Raw genomic sequence first — 20503 nt, 5'->3', positions numbered from 1 at the left:
ACGGCGTGACGCGATCCCGCGCCAGCAGAGCCGCGGGGGGCGGCCCCGTCACGTCAAGGTCACGTTGTGGCCGCCTCCCTGGCCCCCGTGCCCTGTTTCCGGTGGAATGTTCATGACGTACGACCAAGGGAACGGGTGGGGTAGTGAGCGCGAGCGCGCCGGAGGAGAGTCCGGGCGACCGGTCGCCGATATCTGACGCCGAGTGGGCCGAATTCGCCCGCCAGGCCGAGCACGGCGCGGCGGACGCTCCCAAGGAGCCGTCCGCCAGGGCGCGGATGGTCACCGCACGGCTTCGTGCGGAGGACGAGCGGTCCGCGCGCCAGCAGCGGCGGTGGGGCAGGAAGCCGAAGCGGCAGGAGCCGGAGGGCTGGCGCACCGGCCCCGCGTGGCAGGAGATGCGCGGCGGAGGAAAGGGACGCCGCCGGCTCGTGTCCGCCCTCGGCGTGCTGCTCGGTGTCGCGCTGGCCGTCGTCGCCGTGCGGCCGGAACTGGTCACCGAGCGGCTGCCGGGCGCCTGGGGCGACGGTGAGACCACCCCCCTCGCCGCGGAAACCACTCGGCCGACTGCCGCGCCGCCCGAGGACTCCTTCCCGGACCACCCGACGGTGGAGGAACCGTTCCGCGGCTCGCCGGCCGCCCGATGGGCGGACGGGGCGGACGGGATCGTGTTGCCACCGGCGAAGGCCGTCGGCGGGATGAGCAAGGACCAGGTCGAACACGCGCTGCGCAGTTCGAAGGCACTGCTGGTCGCCGCCAACCTCGATGCGGCCACGCTCCGGGGCGGACGACCCGGGGCCGTGATGGCCCTGCTCGACCCGCTCCAGTCAGATGTGCACGGCATGGTGGACGAGGCCCTGCGCAAGCCCGGCCCGAAGCAGGACCCGCTGTGGCTGTTCAGCCGGTTCGACCCCACCGAGGTGCGTCTGGTCGGTGACGTGGTCAAGGCCCGTGGACGGATGACCTTCGGCGAGGGGGACCGTCCGGGCGAGGTCCGGGTCCACGTCGACTACACCTTCGTGTACCCGCTGGTGAAGGCGGAGTCCGGTGCCGACGAGGTGGCACGGACCATCGTCCGCCGCCAGATGACGTTCGCCCTGTACGACCCGGCGAGGACGCGGGCCACGTCCGGCAAGCTCCACGTCCTCGAGATGAGGCTGAACAGCGGGAACTCGGACTGTGCGAGGAACGGCGACGGGTTCCTGAGGCCACAGTTCGTGCAGGACCTGGCGAGCGGGGCTTCCGGGGCGCCGGGCCCGACCCTCGACCCGTACGACCGCAGCAAGGACATCAAGGACCTTCCGAAGGAGTGCGGTACCGTCACCCGGACCTGAGGCTGCGGCCCCCTGCGGGCCCGGAGCCGGTCGACGGCTCGACGGTGCCGTCGGGGCGTCCCCGCCGCGGCGCGGGAGGCGCTCCCCGGTGCCGGATCGGTGCGCGGTCCCGGAGCACGGGCCTGCCGCCGCCCCGCTGGCGGGGAGGGGCCGCCCCCGGCGAAGGGGACCGGCCCGTCCATCGACACCACGAGGGGGATGCCGGCCCCGGCCGGCAGGACCGGACCGAAGGGCAGGACTGCGCCGGCATCGCGGGCGTCCGGGGGCGAGCCCGAACCGTGCGTCGTGCCCGGGTGTGCCTCGGTCGCCTATGCCAGGCCCATGACAATGGTCGCGTGGTGGCCGCCCCGGTTCGATCGTGTGTCCGCGCGCCGCGGTTTGACACGCAACCCCCGCCGGGTAGTCTTTTCGGCTCGATTGGCGCCCCCGGTGGGCCGTGTGGCAGACTGTCCGGGTTGCTCGGTTGAGTGTCGATGCTGCGCGTCTCCCGTCGGGAGGACCGGAAGCGAGTCCCACAGTACTCGTCACCCCTGATCAGGGGTGGAAGTACGGGAATCTTCCGGGAAGCGTGAGCGGGGCGCCGGCCAGGCACCCGGTGGGTGTTCGCCCCCGGCTCGCGGTCTTTGCGCCCGCACCCCCTTGGTTGGGAAATCCTCCGGGAGATCTTCGTAGAGGGGCTGCGACACGCCCGACCGCGTGGGTCGGAGGATGGACGCGAACGCACCGGGTTCCAGAGCGTTACGAGACTAGGAAGACAGGAAGCCATGGCGGGACAGAAGATCCGCATCCGGCTCAAGGCCTACGACCACGAGGTCATCGACTCCTCGGCGAAGAAGATCGTCGAGACGGTGACCCGCACTGGTGCGTCGGTCGCGGGCCCGGTGCCGCTGCCCACTGAGAAGAACGTGTACTGCGTCATCAAGTCGCCGCACAAGTACAAGGACTCGCGCGAGCACTTCGAGATGCGCACGCACAAGCGCCTCATCGACATCCTCGACCCCACGCCGAAGACGGTTGACTCGCTCATGCGACTCGACCTGCCGGCGGGCGTCGACATCGAGATCAAGCTCTGAGGTGACGCGCGAGATGGCTAAGCAGATCAAGGGCATCCTGGGCGAGAAGCTCGGCATGACTCAGGTCTGGGACGAGAACAACCGTGTCGTCCCGGTCACCGTCGTCAAGGCCGGCCCCAACGTCGTCACCCAGGTCCGCACCAACGACACCGACGGCTACGAGTCGGTCCAGATCGCCTTCGGCGAGATCGACCCGCGCAAGGTGAACAAGCCCCTCAAGGGCCACTTCGCCAAGGCCGACGTCACCCCCCGCCGCCACCTGGTGGAGATCCGCACCTCCGACGCCGCCGAGTACACGCTCGGCCAGGAGATCACTGCTGAGGTCTTCGAGGCGGGCGTCAAGGTCGACGTCACCGGCAAGAGCAAGGGCAAGGGCTTCGCCGGTGTCATGAAGCGCCACAACTTCCGTGGCCTGGGCGCCGGACACGGCACCCAGCGCAAGCACCGCTCGCCCGGTTCCATCGGTGGCTGCGCCACCCCGGGCCGTGTGTTCAAGGGCCTCCGCATGGCGGGCCGCATGGGCAACGAGCGGGTCACCACCCAGAACCTGACCGTCCACGCCGTTGACGCGGAGAAGGGTCTGCTGCTCATCAAGGGCGCGGTTCCTGGTCCGAACGGCGGCCTCGTCCTGGTCCGTACCGCGGCCAAGGGGGCCTGAGGTAACCGATGAGCACCATTGACATCCTTTCGCCGGCTGGCGACAAGGCCGGGACCGTCGAGCTCCCCGCGGAGATCTTCGACGCCAAGGTCAGCGTTCCGCTGATCCACCAGGTCGTCGTCGCGCAGCTGGCCGCTGCCCGTCAGGGCACGCACAAGACCAAGACCCGCGGCGAAGTCCGTGGTGGTGGCAAGAAGCCGTACCGCCAGAAGGGCACCGGCCGCGCCCGTCAGGGTTCGACCCGTGCGCCGCAGTTCGCCGGTGGTGGCGTCGTCCACGGCCCCGTGCCGCGTGACTACTCGCAGCGGACCCCGAAGAAGATGAAGGCCGCCGCCCTGCGCGGTGCCCTCACCGACCGGGCCCGTCACTCCCGCATCCACGTCGTCTCCGGCGTGGTCGAGGGTGCGGCTTCCACCAAGGCCGCCAAGACGCTGCTCGGCAAGATCTCGGAGCGCAGGAACCTGCTCCTGGTCGTCGACCGCAGCGACGAGGCCGCGTGGCTGTCCGCCCGCAACCTGCCCCAGGTGCACATCCTGGAGCCGGGCCAGCTGAACACGTACGACGTGCTCGTCTCCGACGACGTGGTCTTCACCCAGGCCGCCTTCGAGTCCTTCGTGTCCGGCCCCAAGGCCAACAATGAAGGGAGCGAGGCCTGATGTCCGAGGCCACGATCACCAGCAAGACCTTCTCGGACCCGCGTGACGTCCTCGTCAAGCCGGTCGTTTCCGAGAAGAGCTACGCGCTGCTGGACGAGAACAAGTACACGTTCATCGTCGACCCGCGTGCGAACAAGACCCAGATCAAGCAGGCCGTCGAGGCGGTCTTCTCGGTCAAGGTCACCGGGGTCAACACGATCAACCGCCAGGGCAAGCGCAAGCGCACCCGCACCGGTTTCGGCAAGCGCAAGGACACCAAGCGCGCCATCGTGACCCTCGCCGAGGGCGACCGTATCGACATCTTCGGCGGTCCGACCTCCTGACGGAGGTCCGGATCGTCCGAATATCGGACGAGGACTGAGAAATGGGTATCCGCAAGTACAAGCCGACGACTCCGGGCCGTCGTGGCTCCAGCGTCGCCGACTTCGTCGAGATCACGCGGTCCACGCCGGAGAAGTCGCTGGTCCGCCCCCTGCACAGCAAGGGCGGCCGTAACAACGCCGGTCGTGTGACCGTTCGCCACCAGGGCGGTGGCCACAAGCGCGCCTACCGCGTGATCGACTTCCGTCGTCACGACAAGGACGGCGTGCCGGCCAAGGTCGCGCACATCGAGTACGACCCCAACCGCACCGCGCGCATCGCGCTCCTGCACTACGCGGACGGCGAGAAGCGCTACATCATCGCGCCGCGTGGCCTGAACCAGGGCGACCGTGTCGAGAACGGCCCGGCCGCCGACATCAAGCCCGGCAACAACCTGGCGCTGCGCAACATCCCGGTCGGTACGACCATCCACGCCATCGAGCTGCGGCCCGGCGGCGGCGCGAAGTTCGCCCGCTCCGCGGGTGCCTCCGTGCAGCTGCTGGCGAAGGAGGGCTCCATGGCCCACCTCCGCATGCCGTCCGGTGAGATCCGCCTGGTCGACGTCCGCTGCCGCGCCACCATCGGCGAGGTCGGCAACGCCGAGCAGTCGAACATCAACTGGGGCAAGGCCGGCCGCATGCGCTGGAAGGGCGTTCGCCCGACCGTCCGCGGTGTCGCCATGAACCCGGTTGACCACCCGCACGGTGGTGGTGAGGGCAAGACCTCCGGTGGTCGCCACCCGGTCTCCCCGTGGGGTCAGAAGGAGGGTCGTACTCGTTCTCCCAAGAAGGCGAGCAACAAGTACATCGTCCGCCGCCGCAAGACGAACAAGAAGCGCTAGGAGCGGGTTTAGATGCCGCGCAGTCTCAAGAAGGGGCCCTTCGTCGACGACCACCTGATCAAGAAGGTGGACGCCCAGAACGAAGCAGGCACCAAGAACGTCATCAAGACCTGGTCCCGTCGCTCGATGATCGTCCCGGCCATGCTGGGCCACACGATCGCGGTGCACAACGGCAAGACCCACGTCCCGGTGTTCGTCACCGAGTCGATGGTCGGCCACAAGCTCGGTGAGTTCTCGCCGACTCGCACCTTCCGCGGCCACGTCAAGGACGACCGGAAGTCGAAGCGCCGCTAACGCGGAGTGGAACGACTATGACTTACACCGAAGGGACAACCATGGAAGCCAGGGCCCAGGCGCGGTACATCCGCGTCACGCCCATGAAGGCCCGCCGCGTGGTGGACCTCATCCGTGGCATGGACGCCACGGAGGCTCAGGCGGTCCTGCGTTTCGCCCCGCAGGCCGCGAGCGTGCCGGTCGGCAAGGTGCTGGACAGCGCCATCGCCAACGCCGCGCACAACTACGACCACACGGACGCCTCGGCGCTGTACATCAGCGAGGCGTACGTCGACGAGGGCCCGACCCTGAAGCGGTTCCGTCCGCGTGCCCAGGGCCGTGCCTACCGGATCCGCAAGCGGACCAGCCACATCACCGTGGTCGTCAGCAGCAAGGAAGGAACCCGGTAATGGGCCAGAAGGTAAACCCGCACGGGTTCCGGCTCGGCATCACCACGGACTTCAAGTCCCGCTGGTACGCCGACAAGCTGTACAAGGACTACGTCAAGGAAGACGTCGCCATCCGTCGGATGATGACGTCCGGCATGGAGCGCGCCGGCATCTCCAAGGTCGAGATCGAGCGCACCCGTGACCGCGTGCGGGTGGACATCCACACCGCGCGTCCCGGCATCGTCATCGGCCGCCGTGGCGCCGAGGCCGACCGCATCCGCGGCGACCTCGAGAAGCTCACGGGCAAGCAGGTCCAGCTGAACATCCTCGAGGTCAAGAACCCCGAGGTCGACGCTCAGCTCGTGGCCCAGGCCGTTGCCGAGCAGCTGTCCTCCCGCGTCTCCTTCCGCCGCGCCATGCGCAAGAGCATGCAGTCGGCCATGAAGGCGGGCGCCAAGGGCATCAAGATCCAGTGTGGTGGCCGTCTCGGCGGCGCCGAGATGTCCCGCTCGGAGTTCTACCGCGAGGGTCGTGTGCCGCTGCACACGCTCCGCGCGAACGTCGAGTACGGCTTCTTCGAGGCCAAGACCACCTTCGGTCGCATCGGCGTGAAGGTCTGGATCTACAAGGGCGACGTCAAGAACATCGCCGAGGTCCGCGCCGAGAACGCCGCTGCCCGCGCCGGCAACCGCCCGGCCCGTGGTGGCGCTGACCGCCCGGCCCGTGGTGGCCGCGGTGGCGAGCGTGGCGGTCGCGGTCGCAAGCCGCAGCAGCAGTCCGCGCCGGCTGCCGAGGCCCCCAAGGCCGACGCTCCCGCCGCCGCTGCTCCGGCTGCTGAGAGCACCGGAACGGAGGCCTGACCGAAATGCTGATCCCCCGTAGGGTCAAGCACCGCAAGCAGCACCACCCCAAGCGCCGCGGTATGGCCAAGGGCGGTACGACGGTTGCGTTCGGCGAGTACGGCATCCAGGCCATGACTCCGGCGTACGTGACCAACCGCCAGATCGAGGCGGCTCGTATCGCGATGACCCGCCACATCAAGCGTGGCGGCAAGGTCTGGATCAACATCTACCCGGACCGCCCGCTGACCAAGAAGCCCGCCGAGACCCGCATGGGTTCCGGTAAGGGTTCCCCGGAGTGGTGGGTCGCGAACGTGCACCCGGGCCGGGTCATGTTCGAGCTGTCCTACCCGAACGAGAAGATTGCGCGTGAGGCTCTGACGCGTGCGGCTCACAAGCTGCCGATGAAGTGCCGGATCGTCAAGCGCGAGGCAGGTGAAGCGTGATGTCGGCCGGTACCAAGGCGTCCGAGCTGCGCGAGCTGGGCAACGAGGAGCTTGTGGCCAAGCTCCGCGAGGCCAAGGAAGAGCTGTTCAACCTCCGCTTCCAGGCGGCGACGGGCCAGCTCGAGAACCACGGCCGGCTCAAGTCCGTCCGTAAGGACATCGCCCGGATCTACACCCTGATGCGTGAGCGCGAGCTGGGCATCGAGACGGTGGAGAGCGCCTGATGAGCGAGAGCAACGTGACTGAGAACAAGACCGAGCGCGGCTTCCGCAAGACCCGTGAGGGCCTGGTCGTCAGCGACAAGATGGACAAGACCGTCGTCGTCGCCGTCGAGGACCGCGTCAAGCACGCGCTGTACGGCAAGGTCATCCGCCGTACGAACAAGCTCAAGGCGCACGACGAGCAGAACGCCGCGGGCGTCGGCGACCGCGTCCTCCTCATGGAGACCCGGCCGCTGTCCGCGACGAAGCGCTGGCGCGTCGTCGAGATCCTCGAGAAGGCCAAGTAATCGCTTGAAGGGGTAACCCTTCAAGTTCGTTCCGCCAGGCTCGGCAGGGGCCCCATCCCGTCAAGGGGGACGGTCCCTGCCGGGAACCGGCAGACAAACAGGAGATAGACGTGATCCAGCAGGAGTCGCGACTTCGCGTCGCCGACAACACTGGTGCCAAGGAGATCCTTTGCATCCGTGTTCTCGGTGGCTCGGGTCGCCGCTACGCGGGCATCGGTGACGTCATCGTCGCCACCGTCAAGGACGCGATCCCCGGTGGCAACGTGAAGAAGGGTGACGTCGTCAAGGCGGTCATCGTTCGCACCGTCAAGGAGCGCCGCCGCCAGGACGGCTCGTACATCCGCTTCGACGAGAACGCCGCCGTCATTCTGAAGAACGACGGCGACCCTCGCGGCACCCGTATCTTCGGCCCCGTGGGCCGTGAGCTGCGCGAGAAGAAGTTCATGAAGATCATCTCGCTCGCGCCGGAGGTGCTGTAAGCATGAAGATCAAGAAGGGCGACCTGGTCCAGGTCATCACCGGCAAGGACAAGGGCAAGCAGGGCAAGGTCATCGCGGCCTTCCCCCGCGAGGACCGCGTCCTGGTCGAGGGTGTCAACCGGGTCAAGAAGCACACGAAGGCCAACCAGCCGGGTCGTGCCTCGCAGGCCGGCGGCATCGTCACCACCGAGGCCCCCATCCACGTCAGCAATGTTCAGCTGGTCGTGGAGAAGGACGGCAAGAAGGTCGTGACCCGCGTCGGTTACCGCTTCGACGACGAGGGCAACAAGATCCGCGTTGCCAAGCGGACGGGTGAGGACATCTGATGGCTACCACCACGACTCCGCGTCTCAAGACGAAGTACCGCGAGGAGATCGCGGGCAAGCTGCGTGAGGAGTTCTCCTACGAGAACGTCATGCAGGTTCCCGGCCTCGTCAAGATCGTGGTCAACATGGGTGTGGGCGACGCCGCCCGCGACTCCAAGCTGATCGAGGGCGCCATCCGCGACCTCACCACGATCACCGGCCAGAAGCCGGCCGTCACCAAGGCCCGTAAGTCCATCGCGCAGTTCAAGCTGCGTGAGGGCCAGCCGATCGGTGCCCACGTCACGCTCCGTGGCGACCGCATGTGGGAGTTCCTGGACCGCACCCTGTCGCTCGCGCTGCCGCGCATCCGCGACTTCCGTGGTCTGTCCCCCAAGCAGTTCGACGGCCGTGGCAACTACACCTTCGGTCTCACCGAGCAGGTCATGTTCCACGAGATCGACCAGGACAAGATCGACCGCGTCCGGGGTATGGACATCACCGTGGTGACCACGGCGACCAACGACGCTGAGGGCCGTGCCCTTCTCCGTCACCTCGGCTTCCCGTTCAAGGAGGCGTAAGCGAGATGGCGAAGAAGGCTCTGATTGCCAAGGCTGCTCGTAAGCCCAAGTTCGGTGTGCGTGCGTACACCCGCTGCCAGCGCTGCGGCCGCCCGCACTCCGTGTACCGCAAGTTCGGCCTGTGCCGCGTGTGCCTTCGTGAGATGGCTCACCGTGGCGAGCTGCCGGGCGTGACCAAGAGCTCCTGGTAATCCCGGGTTTTCCCGGAATTACCGGAGGCTCTCGGTAAGCAACGGGTCGGCGGGGCCCTCCCCCACATGCCGTAGGCTTGTGGGGTTGGGCGCCCGCCGCCCTGATCGACTTACTACGCCGTAGGTCCCCGTGCCGCACCCGTCCCGCCCATGTGTGGGGAGAGGGATGGCACATACAGGAAACCCCGGTGAGAGAGGCCGAAGGCCAATTCATGACCATGACTGATCCGATCGCGGACATGCTGACTCGTCTGCGTAACGCGAACTCGGCGTACCACGACTCCGTGACGATGCCGCACAGCAAGATCAAGTCTCACATCGCGGAGATCCTCCAGCAGGAGGGCTTCATCACGGGCTGGAAGGTCGAGGACGCCGAGGTCGGCAAGAACCTCGTCCTCGAGCTGAAGTTCGGCCCGAACCGTGAGCGCTCCATCGCGGGCATCAAGCGGATCTCCAAGCCCGGTCTCCGGGTGTACGCGAAGTCCACCAACCTGCCGAAGGTGCTCGGCGGCCTGGGCGTGGCGATCATCTCCACGTCGCACGGGCTCCTCACCGACAAGCAGGCCAGCAAGAAGGGTGTGGGCGGGGAAGTCCTCGCCTACGTCTGGTAGTCGGGAACGGAGGAGAAGAACAATGTCGCGTATCGGCAAGCTCCCCATCTCGGTTCCCGCCGGCGTGGATGTCACCATCGATGGCCGTACGGTCCAGGTGAAGGGCCCCAAGGGCTCCCTGACCCACACCGTTGCCGCGCCGATCGAGATCGCGAAGGGTGAGGACGGCGTTCTCAACGTCACCCGCCCCAACGACGAGCGTCAGAACAAGGCCCTGCACGGCCTGTCCCGCACGCTGGTGGCCAACATGATCACCGGTGTGACCGCGGGGTACACGAAGGCGCTCGAGATCAGCGGTGTCGGTTACCGCGTCGCCGCGAAGGGCTCCAACCTGGAGTTCCAGCTCGGCTACAGCCACCCGATCCTGGTGGAGGCCCCCGAGGGCATCTCCTTCAAGGTCGAGTCGCCGACCAAGTTCTCGGTCGAGGGCATCGACAAGCAGAAGGTCGGCGAGGTCGCCGCGAACATCCGCAAGCTGCGCAAGCCCGACCCGTACAAGGCCAAGGGCGTGAAGTACGCGGGCGAGGTCATCCGCCGCAAGGTCGGAAAGGCTGGTAAGTAAGCCATGGCATACGGCGTGAAGATTGCCAAGGGCAAGGCCTACAAGGGTGCTTCCCTGAAGCGTCGCCACATCCGCATCCGCAAGAAGATCTCGGGTACCCCGGCGCGTCCGCGTCTGGTCGTCACCCGGTCCAACCGCGGCATCACGGCTCAGGTCATCGACGACCTCGCGGGTCACACCCTCGCGTCGGCGTCCACCCTGGACTCGTCCATCCGCGGCGGCGAAGGCGACAAGTCGGCGAAGGCGAAGCAGGTCGGCCAGCTCGTGGCCGAGCGTGCCAAGGCCGCCGGCGTCGAGGCTGTCGTGTTCGACCGTGGCGGCAACCAGTACGCCGGGCGCATCGCCGCCCTGGCGGACGCCGCCCGCGAAGCCGGTCTGAAGTTCTGAGCCGGTTCCGTAGCTCAGCGGAAAACGAAGAGAGGTAATTCCAATGGCTGGACCCCAGCGCCGCGGAAGCGGTGCCGGTGGCGGCGAGCGGCGGGACCGGAAGGGCCGTGACGGCGGCGCAGCTGCCGCCGAGAAGACCGCTTACGTTGAGCGCGTTGTCGCGATCAACCGTGTCGCCAAGGTTGTGAAGGGTGGTCGTCGCTTCAGCTTCACCGCGCTGGTCGTGGTGGGCGACGGTGACGGCACCGTGGGTGTCGGTTACGGCAAGGCCAAGGAGGTGCCGGCCGCCATCGCCAAGGGTGTTGAGGAGGCCAAGAAGCACTTCTTCAAGGTCCCCCGTATCCAGGGCACCATCCCGCACCCGATCCAGGGTGAGAAGGCCGCGGGCGTCGTCCTGCTCAAGCCGGCTTCCCCCGGTACCGGTGTTATCGCCGGTGGCCCGGTGCGTGCCGTGCTCGAGTGCGCCGGCGTTCACGACATCCTGTCGAAGTCGCTCGGCTCCGACAACGCGATCAACATCGTGCACGCGACCGTGGCGGCCCTGAAGGGCCTGCAGCGTCCCGAGGAGATCGCGGCCCGCCGCGGTCTGCCGCTCGAGGACGTCGCCCCCGCGGCTCTGCTCCGTGCGCGTGCGGGAGCGGGTGCGTAATGGCCCGCCTCAAGATCACGCAGACGAAGTCGTACATCGGCAGCAAGCAGAACCACCGTGACACCCTGCGTTCGCTTGGCCTGAAGAGGGTCAACGACGTGGTCGTCAAGGAGGACCGCCCCGAGTTCCGCGGAATGGTGCACACCGTCCGCCACCTCGTGACGGTTGAGGAGGTCGACTGATCATGGCGGAGCAGAACCCGCTGAAGATCCACAACCTCCGTCCCGCCCCGGGCGCCAAGACCGCCAAGACCCGTGTGGGTCGCGGTGAGGCGTCGAAGGGTAAGACGGCCGGTCGTGGTACCAAGGGCACGAAGGCCCGCTACCAGGTTCCGGAGCGCTTCGAGGGTGGGCAGATGCCCCTCCACATGCGCCTCCCGAAGCTGAAGGGCTTCAAGAACCCCTTCCGCACCGAGTACCAGGTCGTGAACCTGGACAAGCTGGCCGCGCTCTACCCGCAGGGTGGCGAGGTCACGGTGGCCGACCTGGTCGCCAAGGGTGCGGTGCGCAAGAACCAGCTCGTCAAGGTCCTGGGCCAGGGCGAGGTCTCCGTGGCGCTGCAGGTGACGGTCGACGCCGTCTCCGGCTCCGCCAAGGAGAAGATCACCGCCGCCGGCGGCACCGTCACCGAGCTCGTCTGAGACGAGCCGATGGCTTGAACATCGACCGGGGATGCCTCGTACACGGGGCATCCCCGGTCGGTCGTTCCTAGCGGGGCACGCTCGCCGGTAAGGTGGCGTGCGTTGTTGCTGTAGTCCCCGGGGGGCGACCCCCTGGCCGCGAGGTCCGCCCGCAGGGCTCTCCGAGCGGCTCTTGACTCATTCGTATTCGTCGAACCTCAAGACCGTCACCTCTGACGCTTTGCGCGGGGGTCGCAGGAGGCACCGTGCTCACCGCGTTCGCCCGGGCGTTCAAGACGCCCGACCTGCGCAAGAAGCTGCTCTTCACGCTCGGCATCATCGTGCTGTACCGGGTCGGGGCGCACATCCCGGTACCCGGGGTGAGTTATCAGAACGTCCAGATCTGTGTGGACCAGGCATCCAAGGGCAACGGCAGTCTGCTCGGTCTGGTCAACCTGTTCAGCGGCGGCGCGCTGCTGCAGATCACCGTCTTCGCGCTCGGCATCATGCCGTACATCACGGCGAGCATCATCCTGCAGCTGCTGACCGTGGTCATCCCGCGGTTGGAAGCCCTCAAGAAGGAGGGCCAGGCGGGGACGGCCAAGATCACGCAGTACACGCGCTACCTCACGGTCGCGCTCGCCGTGCTCCAGGGCACCGGCCTCGTCGCCACCGCCCGCAGCGGTGCGCTGTTCTCCGGGTGTGCGGTCGCCGGCGAGATCGTCCCCGACCAGTCCATCTTCGTCACCATCACCATGGTGGTCACGATGACCGCCGGTACGTGTCTCGTGATGTGGCTCGGAGAGCTGATCACCGACCGCGGCATCGGCAACGGCATGTCGATCCTGATGTTCATCTCGATCGCCGCCGGCTTCCCGGGCGCCCTGTGGGCCATCAAGCAGAGCGGCAAGCTCGCCAAGGGCTGGATCGAGTTCGGAACGGTCATCCTGATCGGCTTCGTGATGGTCGCGCTCGTCGTCTTCGTCGAGCAGGCCCAGCGGCGCATCCCGGTCCAGTACGCGAAGCGCATGATCGGCCGCAGGTCGTACGGAGGTACGTCCACATACATCCCGCTCAAGGTGAATCAGGCGGGTGTGATTCCTGTCATCTTCGCTTCGTCACTGCTCTACATCCCGGCGCTGATCGCACAGTTCTCGAACTCCGAGGCGGGTTGGAAAACCTGGATCCAGACCCACTTCGTCAAGGGTGACCACCCGTATTACATGGCGGCGTACTTCCTCCTCATCGTGTTCTTCGCCTTCTTCTACGTGGCGATTTCGTTCAACCCCGAGGAAGTAGCCGACAACATGAAGAAGTATGGTGGCTTCATCCCGGGTATCCGGGCTGGTCGACCTACTGCTGAGTACTTGAGCTACGTGCTCAACCGGATCACCTGGCCGGGCTCGCTGTATCTGGGTCTGATCGCTCTTGTGCCGACGATGGCGTTGGCAGGCTTCGGTGGCGCCAACCAGAACTTCCCGTTCGGTGGCACCAGCATCCTCATCATCGTGGGTGTCGGTCTCGAGACTGTGAAGCAGATCGAGAGTCAGCTCCAGCAGCGCAACTACGAAGGGTTCCTCCGCTGATGCGAATCGTCCTCGTCGGGCCGCCCGGTGCGGGCAAGGGAACGCAGGCCCAGTTCCTTGCCAAGAACCTGTCGATCCCGCACATCTCCACGGGCGACCTCTTCCGCGCCAACATCAGCCAGGGCACCGAACTGGGCAAGCAGGCCAAGGCGTACATGGATGCGGGCAACCTGGTGCCCGACGAGGTCACCATCGGGATGGCCCGGGACCGCATGGCCCAGCCGGACGCGCGCGACGGCTTCCTGCTGGATGGTTTCCCGCGCAACGTCTCCCAGGCCGAGGCGCTCGACGCCGCCCTGGAGGAGGACGGCGTGAAGCTGGACGCGGTACTCGACCTGGAGGTTCCCGAGGACGAGGTCGTCAAGCGGATCGCGGGCCGCCGGATCTGCCGCAACGACAGCTCCCACGTCTTCCACGCGGCGTACGCCCCGCCGAAGACCGAGGGTGTCTGCGACGTCTGCGGCGGTGAGCTGTACCAGCGCGACGACGACTCCGAAGAGACGGTGCGCAAGCGGCTCGAGGTCTACCACACCCAGACCGAGCCGATTATCGACTACTACAAGGCCCAGGGCCTGGTGGTCACCATCTCGGCGCTCGGCAAGGTCGCCGAGGTGACCGAGCGGGCCATGGAGGCGCTGCAGAAGGACCGGGCCGCCCAGGCCTGAGCTCCGTCGAGCCCCCGAGCTGTACGTGATACGGCCGCGGTGTCCCAGGGACGCCGCGGCCGTATCGTATTGATTACCGACGCATACCGAAGAACCACTCTCCGATCCCGAAAGGCGCCGGCCCCCATGGTGCAGATCAAGACCCCCGAGCAGATCGCGAAGATGCGCGAGGCGGGACTGGTCGTCGCCGCCATTCACGCGGCGACCCGTGAGGCCGCGGTCCCCGGCGCCACGACGAAGGACCTGGACGAGGTCGCCCGCAAGGTGATCGCCGACCATGGTGCGAAGTCGAACTTCCTGGGGTACGGCGGATTTCCGGCGACCATCTGCACCTCGGTGAACGAGGTGGTCGTCCATGGCATCCCGGACGACAAGACCGTCCTCAAGGACGGGGACATCATCTCGATCGACGCCGGCGCGATCGTTGACGGCTGGCACGGCGACGCGGCGTACACCGCGTTCGTGGGGTCCGGGCACGCGCCTGAACTGATCGAGCTCTCCCGGGTGACCGAGGAGTCCATGTGGGCCGGTATCGCCGCGATGAAGAACGGCAACCGGCTGGTCGACATCTCCCGGGCCGTCGAGACCTTCATCCGCCGTCAGCCGAAGCCGGGCGGCGGCAAGTACGGGATCATCGAGGAGTACGGCGGTCACGGCATCGGCACCGAGATGCACATGGACCCGCACCTGCTGAATTACGTCTCCCGCAAGCGTGGCAAGGGCCCCAAGCTCGTCCCCGGTTTCTGCCTGGCCATCGAGCCCATGGTGTCGCTCGGCACCCCGCACACCGAGGTGCTCGCCGACGACTGGACCGTCATCACTCCGGACGGGACCTGGTCCTCGCACTGGGAGCACTCGGTGGCGCTCACGGAGCAGGGCCCGCTGGTCCTCACCGCCGTGGACGGCGGCAGGGCGAAGCTGGCGGAACTCGGCGTCACAGCGGCGCCGGATCCCCTGGCGTAACGATCAGCAGCATTGGGCAAACATCCTGGATTCGTCTTTTCCAGGGGCCTGACGTAGACTGATGCGTCGGCTCTCGTGTATCCGCATGTCCGCGTGCGGGACGAGAGTCGATCAAGGTAGCCGATTCGAAGGGCGAAGCGTGGCCAAGAAGCAAGGTGCCATCGAAATCGAGGGCACCGTGATCGAGTCCCTGCCGAACGCCATGTTCAAGGTGGAGCTCCAGAACGGTCACAAGGTCCTCGCGCACATCTCCGGCAAGATGCGGATGCACTACATCCGTATCCTCCCGGATGACCGGGTCGTGGTGGAGCTCTCTCCGTACGACCTGACGCGTGGGCGGATCGTCTACCGCTACAAGTAGATCTTGCCTCGCCCCCTCCCGTGGGGCGCTGGCAACTGACCCGGAGAACCTCACATCCCATGAAGGTCAAGCCGAGCGTCAAGAAGATCTGCGACAAGTGCAAGGTGATCCGCCGTCACGGTCGGGTCATGGTCATCTGCGACAACCTGCGCCACAAGCAGCGCCAGGGCTGACGCACGCCGACCTGCACTCCGCAGTTACTTCGCGCGACGCGAGCATCACACGTACATACGCAGGGCCCGCCCAGTCCGTGTCGGACCGGCGGCACCTCCGGCGGGGGCCGGGGACCCGGACGTACCACCTCTCCCCAGGGAGCGGTCGGCGGCCGGGAACGGCTCTGCGGAAGACCCCCGAAACACCACAGGAGCCATTGAATGGCACGCGTTTCCGGTGTTGACATTCCGCGCGAAAAGCGCGTGGAGGTCGCACTCACCTACGTCTTCGGCATCGGCCGCACCCTGGCGAAGGAGACCCTCGCCGCGACCGGTGTGAACCCGAACACCCGCGTTCGTGACCTGGCCGAAGAGGACCTCGTCAAGATCCGCGAGTACGTGGACAACAACATCAAGACCGAGGGTGACCTCCGTCGCGAGATCCAGGCCGACATCCGCCGCAAGGTCGAGATCGGTTGCTACCAGGGTCTTCGCCACCGTCGCGGTCTGCCGGTCCACGGTCAGCGCACCAGCACGAACGCCCGTACCCGCAAGGGCCCGCGTCGCGCCATCGCCGGCAAGAAGAAGCCGGGCAAGAAGTAGTCCTCAGCCGGACGCCTCACCGCGGTCTTCGCTGTAGGACCGACCACCTCCACGGGAGAAATACATGCCCCCCAAGGGACGCCAGGGCGCTGCCAAGAAGGTGCGCCGCAAGGAAAAGAAGAACGTCGCCCACGGCCACGCTCACATCAAGAGCACGTTCAACAACACGATCGTGTCCATCACGGACCCGACCGGCAACGTGATCTCCTGGGCCTCCGCCGGCCACGTCGGCTTCAAGGGCTCGCGCAAGTCCACCCCCTTCGCCGCGCAGATGGCCGCCGAGTCGGCCGCCCGCCGCGCGCAGGAGCACGGCATGCGCAAGGTCGACGTCTTCGTCAAGGGTCCGGGCTCCGGCCGTGAGACCGCGATCCGCTCCCTCCAGGCCACCGGCCTCGAGGTCGGCTCCATCCAGGACGTCACCCCCACGCCGCACAACGGCTGCCGTCCCCCCAAGCGTCGTCGCGTCTGACCCTTGCCCGCGCCGTGTGGCGCGGGGGAGCCAGCGCGTGACGTGAGAGTTCGGGCGGTGCGACCCCTCCGGGGACGTGCCGCCCGTACCCTTGCAGTACGCAGTAGTTTTGAGTGCCGGGCAACCGCCCGGTGAGTCGGGCGTCAAATAGCGGGCGCCCACGACTGAAGGATCACAGACATGCTGATCGCTCAGCGTCCCTCGCTGACCGAAGAGGTCGTCGACGAGTACCGCTCCCGGTTCGTCATCGAGCCGCTGGAGCCGGGCTTCGGCTACACCCTCGGCAATTCTCTCCGCCGTACGCTCCTCTCCTCGATTCCGGGTGCGGCGGTCACGTCCATCCGCATCGACGGTGTCCTGCACGAGTTCACCACCGTGCCGGGCGTCAAGGAGGACGTCACCGACCTCATCCTGAACATCAAGCAGCTGGTCGTCTCCTCGGAGCACGACGAGCCGGTCGTGATGTACCTGCGCAAGCAGGGCCCGGGTCTGGTCACCGCCGCCGACATCGCCCCGCCGGCCGGTGTCGAGGTGCACAACCCCGACCTGGTCCTCGCCACGCTGAACGGCAAGGGCAAGCTGGAGATGGAGCTGACCGTCGAGCGCGGTCGCGGCTACGTCTCCGCCGTGCAGAACAAGCAGGTGGGCCAGGAGATCGGCCGCATCCCGGTCGACTCCATCTACTCGCCGGTGCTCAAGGTCACGTACAAGGTCGAGGCGACCCGTGTCGAGCAGCGCACCGACTTCGACAAGCTGATCGTCGACGTCGAGACCAAGCAGGCCATGCGTCCGCGTGACGCCATGGCGTCGGCCGGCAAGACCCTGGTCGAGCTGTTCGGTCTGGCCCGCGAGCTCAACATCGACGCCGAGGGCATCGACATGGGCCCGTCCCCGACGGACGCCGCGCTCGCTGCCGACCTGGCGCTGCCGATCGAGGAGCTGGAGCTCACGGTCCGCTCGTACAACTGCCTCAAGCGCGAGGGCATCCACTCCGTGGGTGAGCTCGTCGCCCGCTCCGAGGCCGACCTGCTCGACATCCGAAACTTCGGTGCGAAGTCGATCGACGAGGTCAAGGCGAAGCTGGCCGGCATGGGCCTGGCCCTCAAGGACAGCCCGCCCGGATTCGACCCGACGGCCGCTGCGGACGCGTTCGGCGCGGACGACGACGCGGACGCCGGCTTCGTCGAGACCGAGCAGTACTAGTCGCCCGGCGGGGCGTACGGGGTGGGGTTTCGGCCCGGGCCCCGGCTCCCCGCCGGAACGACACGCTCTCCGGCCTCCGGGTCGGGGGAGTCACCCGGGCTTCGTTCCCGGGAGGCAGGACGCGGGGCTACTGCCCCGTTAGCCCGGCTGCGGTGCCGGGGCGTCGGGGCTCGGCCCCGTCCGCCCCGGTCGGCGTCCGGGGCCCGGCCACGTCCGGGCAGCACGGTCTTCGGGCGCTGCTCCGTAGACCCCGGCCCGGGTACGAGACCGGACCGGACCCCAGCCCGTGCGGCCGGGGTGCAGACCCCGGGGTGCACCCGGGTGCCGGGCGCAGCCCGGAGAGAAGGACTTCCCCGGGACCCCGGGGGTGCGCGAGGGGCGTGTGCCCCTCGCACAGGCTGACACCGGTACCTGATACGGCCGGTGCAGATCATGAGGAGAAACACCATGCCGAAGCCCACCAAGGGTGCCCGTCTGGGCGGCAGCGCCGCGCACGAGAAGCTGCTCCTCGCGAACCTCGCGAAGTCGCTGTTCGAGCACGGCCGCATCACCACGACCGAGGCCAAGGCCCGCCGCCTGCGTCCGGTCGCCGAGCGCCTGATCACCAAGGCGAAGAAGGGCGACATCCACAACCGTCGCCTGGTGCTGCAGACGATCACCGACAAGGGCATCGTCCACACGCTCTTCACCGAGATCGCCCCGCGTTACGCGGAGCGTCCGGGTGGCTACACCCGCATCACCAAGATCGGCAACCGTCGTGGTGACAACGCCCCGATGGCCGTGATCGAGCTCGTCGAGGGCGAGATCGCGAAGAAGGCCACCGTCGCCGAGGCCGAGGCCGCCGCCAAGCGTGCGGTCAAGGAGGCCGAGCAGGCCAAGGCCGAGGAGACCAAGGCCGAGGACGCCGCTGAGGCTCCGGCCGAGGAGTCGAAGGACGCCTGAGGCGTTCTGAGACGGCTTTACGGCTGACGGACGGGCCCGTTCCCCTTTGTGTGGGGGCGGGCCCGTCCCGTTGGCAGGATCCTGAGAGGCATACGAGACGTGAGCGATGACGTGAAGCCCGGCTTCGTACGGGTGCGGCTCGACCTGTCCTACGACGGCAAGGACTTCTCGGGCTGGGCCCGGCAGACCCGGGGGCAGCGCACCGTACAGGGCGAGATCGAGGACGCGATCCGCACGGTCACCCGGTCGCAGGAAACGTACGAGCTGACCGTCGCCGGGCGCACCGACGCCGGGGTGCACGCACGCGGCCAGGTCGCGCACGTCGACCTGCCGCAGGGGCTGTGGGACGAGCACCGGGACAAGCTGCTGCGCCGACTGGCCGGCCGGTTGGCCCACGACGTGCGGGTGTGGAGGGTGGCGGAAGCCCCCGCGGGCTTCAACGCGCGCTTCTCCGCGATCTGGCGGCGGTACGCCTACCGAGTCACCGACCACCCCGGCGGAGTGGACCCGCTTCTCCGCGGTCACGTTCTGTGGCACGACTGGCCGCTGGACGTGGAGGCGATGAACGCCGCGGCCGAACGGCTGCTCGGCGAGCACGACTTCGCCGCGTACTGTAAGAAGCGCGAGGGTGCCACGACCATCCGCACGCTTCAGCAGCTCCACTGGCAGCGGGACGCGTCCGGCGTGCTGACCGCGACCGTGAGGGCGGACGCCTTCTGCCACAACATGGTGCGGGCCCTGGTCGGGGCGATGCTGTTCGTCGGCGACGGGCACCGCCCGGTGGACTGGCCGGGCCAGGTGTTGGCCGCCGGGGTACGCGACTCGGCCGTGCACGTGGTGCGGCCGCACGGCCTCACGCTGGAGGAAGTCGGCTACCCGGCGGACGAGTTGCTGGCGGCCAGGAACGCCGAGGCTCGCAACAGGCGCACCCTGCCGGGCTCACCGCTCGGCGGGCGCGGTGGCTGCTGCTGACGCCTGGAGCTCGCCGCGGCGCACGATCTGGCGGAACGTGAACTCCGCCAGGTCGTCGCCCGGTTGGAATGCCTTGGTGTCGCCCTTGGTGACGGACTTCCCGTTGAGGTAGCCGGTTGCGGTGAAGTAGGCGTACCTGCCGTAGGAGTTGCCGACGAACCGGCACACCGGGCCGCCTTTGCAGAAGCCCTCGATGCCCGAGCCGTAGAGTGGGGAGATGCGGCGGGCGGACTGTTTCACGACCGCCTGCGCCTGCGCTTCGGTGGGGAGTACCGCGACGCCTATGGTGACGGCCACGCCGTCCTTCGTGTACGTGGCGCGCAGCAACTGCTCACAGTCCTTGGCCCGCAGGACGGCGCCGAGCTGACCTTCGGTCGCGGAGGCGCAGTTCGTGGTGCGGGCCGTGGAGCCCTTGGTGTAGACCCGGTTGCCCATCGTCAGCTTCTTGCCCGGGTAGAACGTGTCGACGTTCAGTGGGGCCTTGTCCTTCTTCCCGTTGGAGATGAACTCCTTCGGGTCCGGCGGCAGCGGTGGCGCGACCGCCGAGAACGACGGCCGCGGCTGTGTCGTCTCGCTCGGCAGTTCGGGTGCCGTCGGCAGGTCACTGGCGGTCTTGCCGGAAGCGCCCCCCTTGTCGGAGACGACGGCACTCGCCACGACCGCGACGACGGCCGCCGTCGCGGCGGCGCAGCCGCCGATCAGCAGCCACTTCCTGCGGCGGGCGCGGGCAGCGGAGGCATCGGCCAGTGCGGCCCAGTCCGGAGTCTCGGCGCGGTGTTGCGGCTCCTGCGGCCACTGCGGTCCCCCAAAGCTCATGCCGCGCATCCTAAAC

At 67.7% G+C, this 20503-nt stretch carries 33 protein-coding genes; 32 read left to right on the top strand and 1 reads right to left on the bottom strand.

Going from position 1 to position 20503, the window contains the following annotated elements; all coding sequences use genetic code 11:
• Positions 1 to 143: 143 nt before the first annotated feature.
• From ACFXOM_RS02990 to truA, 32 genes are all read left to right on the top strand, one after another.
• On the top strand, positions 144 to 1331 hold the full coding sequence (locus ACFXOM_RS02990) for a hypothetical protein (protein ID WP_385036794.1): 1188 nt from the start codon (positions 144 to 146) through the stop codon (positions 1329 to 1331).
• Positions 1332 to 2095: 764 nt separating this feature from the next.
• The gene (gene rpsJ, locus ACFXOM_RS02985) at positions 2096 to 2404 is read left to right on the top strand and encodes a 30S ribosomal protein S10 (RefSeq protein ID WP_003948644.1); all 309 of its coding nucleotides are present in this window, start codon (positions 2096 to 2098) and stop codon (positions 2402 to 2404) included.
• A gap of 13 nt (positions 2405 to 2417) precedes the next feature.
• Positions 2418 to 3062, top strand: coding sequence for a 50S ribosomal protein L3 (rplC, locus tag ACFXOM_RS02980; protein WP_384935297.1), 645 nt, complete (start codon positions 2418 to 2420; stop codon positions 3060 to 3062).
• Between the two features lie 8 nt (positions 3063 to 3070).
• On the top strand, positions 3071 to 3718 hold the full coding sequence (gene rplD, locus ACFXOM_RS02975) for a 50S ribosomal protein L4 (protein WP_384935300.1): 648 nt from the start codon (positions 3071 to 3073) through the stop codon (positions 3716 to 3718).
• Complete coding sequence (rplW, locus tag ACFXOM_RS02970; RefSeq protein WP_384935302.1) at positions 3718 to 4041, top strand: 50S ribosomal protein L23; 324 nt, start codon at positions 3718 to 3720, stop codon at positions 4039 to 4041. Before rplD ends, rplW begins: the two co-directional genes overlap by 1 nt.
• 41 nt (positions 4042 to 4082) lie before the next feature.
• Complete coding sequence (rplB, locus tag ACFXOM_RS02965) at positions 4083 to 4919, top strand: 50S ribosomal protein L2 (RefSeq protein WP_384935305.1); 837 nt, start codon at positions 4083 to 4085, stop codon at positions 4917 to 4919.
• A 12-nt stretch (positions 4920 to 4931) separates the two neighbouring features.
• On the top strand, positions 4932 to 5213 hold the full coding sequence (gene rpsS / locus ACFXOM_RS02960; RefSeq protein ID WP_017949661.1) for a 30S ribosomal protein S19: 282 nt from the start codon (positions 4932 to 4934) through the stop codon (positions 5211 to 5213).
• Between the two features lie 41 nt (positions 5214 to 5254).
• A complete protein-coding gene (gene rplV, locus ACFXOM_RS02955) occupies positions 5255 to 5602 on the top strand; it encodes a 50S ribosomal protein L22 (RefSeq protein WP_384946107.1) in 348 nt (115 codons plus the stop codon).
• Positions 5602 to 6441 (top strand): 30S ribosomal protein S3, encoded by an 840-nt coding sequence (rpsC, locus tag ACFXOM_RS02950; protein ID WP_384935308.1) that lies wholly within the window; start codon positions 5602 to 5604, stop codon positions 6439 to 6441. Before rplV ends, rpsC begins: the two co-directional genes overlap by 1 nt.
• Before the next feature lie 5 nt (positions 6442 to 6446).
• Entirely contained in the window at positions 6447 to 6866 is a 420-nt protein-coding gene (gene rplP, locus ACFXOM_RS02945; protein ID WP_005313579.1) for a 50S ribosomal protein L16, read from the top strand.
• A complete protein-coding gene (gene rpmC / locus ACFXOM_RS02940) occupies positions 6866 to 7090 on the top strand; it encodes a 50S ribosomal protein L29 (protein ID WP_031076670.1) in 225 nt (74 codons plus the stop codon). Before rplP ends, rpmC begins: the two co-directional genes overlap by 1 nt.
• Complete coding sequence (gene rpsQ, locus ACFXOM_RS02935; protein ID WP_093656384.1) at positions 7090 to 7374, top strand: 30S ribosomal protein S17; 285 nt, start codon at positions 7090 to 7092, stop codon at positions 7372 to 7374. The genes rpmC and rpsQ overlap by 1 nt, the downstream gene beginning before the upstream one ends.
• A gap of 110 nt (positions 7375 to 7484) precedes the next feature.
• The gene (gene rplN / locus ACFXOM_RS02930; RefSeq protein ID WP_003956455.1) at positions 7485 to 7853 is read left to right on the top strand and encodes a 50S ribosomal protein L14; all 369 of its coding nucleotides are present in this window, start codon (positions 7485 to 7487) and stop codon (positions 7851 to 7853) included.
• Positions 7854 to 7855: 2 nt separating this feature from the next.
• On the top strand, positions 7856 to 8179 hold the full coding sequence (rplX, locus tag ACFXOM_RS02925; RefSeq protein WP_351226551.1) for a 50S ribosomal protein L24: 324 nt from the start codon (positions 7856 to 7858) through the stop codon (positions 8177 to 8179).
• Positions 8179 to 8736 (top strand): 50S ribosomal protein L5, encoded by a 558-nt coding sequence (gene rplE / locus ACFXOM_RS02920; RefSeq protein WP_019329632.1) that lies wholly within the window; start codon positions 8179 to 8181, stop codon positions 8734 to 8736. Before rplX ends, rplE begins: the two co-directional genes overlap by 1 nt.
• 5 nt (positions 8737 to 8741) lie before the next feature.
• Positions 8742 to 8927: a type Z 30S ribosomal protein S14 gene (locus ACFXOM_RS02915; RefSeq protein WP_003956452.1), complete on the top strand. Its 186-nt coding sequence runs from the start codon at positions 8742 to 8744 to the stop codon at positions 8925 to 8927.
• Between the two features lie 212 nt (positions 8928 to 9139).
• Positions 9140 to 9538: a 30S ribosomal protein S8 gene (gene rpsH, locus ACFXOM_RS02910; protein ID WP_017949652.1), complete on the top strand. Its 399-nt coding sequence runs from the start codon at positions 9140 to 9142 to the stop codon at positions 9536 to 9538.
• A gap of 22 nt (positions 9539 to 9560) precedes the next feature.
• Positions 9561 to 10100: a 50S ribosomal protein L6 gene (gene rplF / locus ACFXOM_RS02905; RefSeq protein ID WP_242329300.1), complete on the top strand. Its 540-nt coding sequence runs from the start codon at positions 9561 to 9563 to the stop codon at positions 10098 to 10100.
• Between the two features lie 3 nt (positions 10101 to 10103).
• Complete coding sequence (gene rplR, locus ACFXOM_RS02900) at positions 10104 to 10487, top strand: 50S ribosomal protein L18 (RefSeq protein WP_336547169.1); 384 nt, start codon at positions 10104 to 10106, stop codon at positions 10485 to 10487.
• A 43-nt stretch (positions 10488 to 10530) separates the two neighbouring features.
• A complete protein-coding gene (rpsE, locus tag ACFXOM_RS02895; RefSeq protein ID WP_005313527.1) occupies positions 10531 to 11136 on the top strand; it encodes a 30S ribosomal protein S5 in 606 nt (201 codons plus the stop codon).
• Entirely contained in the window at positions 11136 to 11318 is a 183-nt protein-coding gene (rpmD, locus tag ACFXOM_RS02890) for a 50S ribosomal protein L30 (RefSeq protein WP_071273185.1), read from the top strand. Before rpsE ends, rpmD begins: the two co-directional genes overlap by 1 nt.
• Before the next feature lie 2 nt (positions 11319 to 11320).
• Positions 11321 to 11776 (top strand): 50S ribosomal protein L15, encoded by a 456-nt coding sequence (rplO, locus tag ACFXOM_RS02885; protein WP_384935314.1) that lies wholly within the window; start codon positions 11321 to 11323, stop codon positions 11774 to 11776.
• 245 nt (positions 11777 to 12021) lie between these two features.
• Positions 12022 to 13341, top strand: a complete 1320-nt coding sequence (secY, locus tag ACFXOM_RS02880; RefSeq protein ID WP_384935317.1) for a preprotein translocase subunit SecY — start codon at positions 12022 to 12024, stop codon at positions 13339 to 13341.
• Positions 13341 to 14006: an adenylate kinase gene (locus tag ACFXOM_RS02875; RefSeq protein ID WP_384935320.1), complete on the top strand. Its 666-nt coding sequence runs from the start codon at positions 13341 to 13343 to the stop codon at positions 14004 to 14006. The genes secY and ACFXOM_RS02875 overlap by 1 nt, the downstream gene beginning before the upstream one ends.
• 126 nt (positions 14007 to 14132) lie before the next feature.
• The gene (gene map / locus ACFXOM_RS02870; RefSeq protein WP_384935323.1) at positions 14133 to 14969 is read left to right on the top strand and encodes a type I methionyl aminopeptidase; all 837 of its coding nucleotides are present in this window, start codon (positions 14133 to 14135) and stop codon (positions 14967 to 14969) included.
• A gap of 139 nt (positions 14970 to 15108) precedes the next feature.
• Positions 15109 to 15330, top strand: coding sequence for a translation initiation factor IF-1 (gene infA / locus ACFXOM_RS02865; RefSeq protein ID WP_003956442.1), 222 nt, complete (start codon positions 15109 to 15111; stop codon positions 15328 to 15330).
• A gap of 59 nt (positions 15331 to 15389) precedes the next feature.
• The gene (gene rpmJ, locus ACFXOM_RS02860; RefSeq protein WP_003956441.1) at positions 15390 to 15503 is read left to right on the top strand and encodes a 50S ribosomal protein L36; all 114 of its coding nucleotides are present in this window, start codon (positions 15390 to 15392) and stop codon (positions 15501 to 15503) included.
• 201 nt (positions 15504 to 15704) lie between these two features.
• Complete coding sequence (gene rpsM / locus ACFXOM_RS02855) at positions 15705 to 16085, top strand: 30S ribosomal protein S13 (protein ID WP_384935324.1); 381 nt, start codon at positions 15705 to 15707, stop codon at positions 16083 to 16085.
• Positions 16086 to 16149: 64 nt separating this feature from the next.
• Positions 16150 to 16554 carry a 30S ribosomal protein S11 gene (gene rpsK, locus ACFXOM_RS02850; RefSeq protein ID WP_003948617.1) on the top strand — a complete coding sequence of 135 codons (405 nt, stop codon included), beginning with the start codon at positions 16150 to 16152 and terminating at the stop codon, positions 16552 to 16554.
• Between the two features lie 180 nt (positions 16555 to 16734).
• Positions 16735 to 17757, top strand: a complete 1023-nt coding sequence (locus tag ACFXOM_RS02845; RefSeq protein WP_003956430.1) for a DNA-directed RNA polymerase subunit alpha — start codon at positions 16735 to 16737, stop codon at positions 17755 to 17757.
• Between the two features lie 447 nt (positions 17758 to 18204).
• A complete protein-coding gene (gene rplQ / locus ACFXOM_RS02840; protein WP_384935327.1) occupies positions 18205 to 18699 on the top strand; it encodes a 50S ribosomal protein L17 in 495 nt (164 codons plus the stop codon).
• A 99-nt stretch (positions 18700 to 18798) separates the two neighbouring features.
• Positions 18799 to 19671 carry a tRNA pseudouridine(38-40) synthase TruA gene (gene truA, locus ACFXOM_RS02835; RefSeq protein ID WP_384935330.1) on the top strand — a complete coding sequence of 291 codons (873 nt, stop codon included), beginning with the start codon at positions 18799 to 18801 and terminating at the stop codon, positions 19669 to 19671.
• Here truA and ACFXOM_RS02830 read toward each other — a convergent pair.
• Positions 19639 to 20487, bottom strand: coding sequence for a hypothetical protein (locus ACFXOM_RS02830; RefSeq protein WP_384935332.1), 849 nt, complete (start codon positions 20485 to 20487; stop codon positions 19639 to 19641). The genes truA and ACFXOM_RS02830 overlap by 33 nt on opposite strands.
• Positions 20488 to 20503: the final 16 nt, after the last annotated feature.

The sequence above is a fragment of the Streptomyces sp. NPDC059169 genome (assembly GCF_042755225.1).
GTDB lineage: Bacteria > Actinomycetota > Actinomycetes > Streptomycetales > Streptomycetaceae > Streptomyces.
The sequence above is the reverse complement of the archived record's forward strand: the minus strand, read 5'-3'. Positions and strand labels throughout refer to the sequence as shown.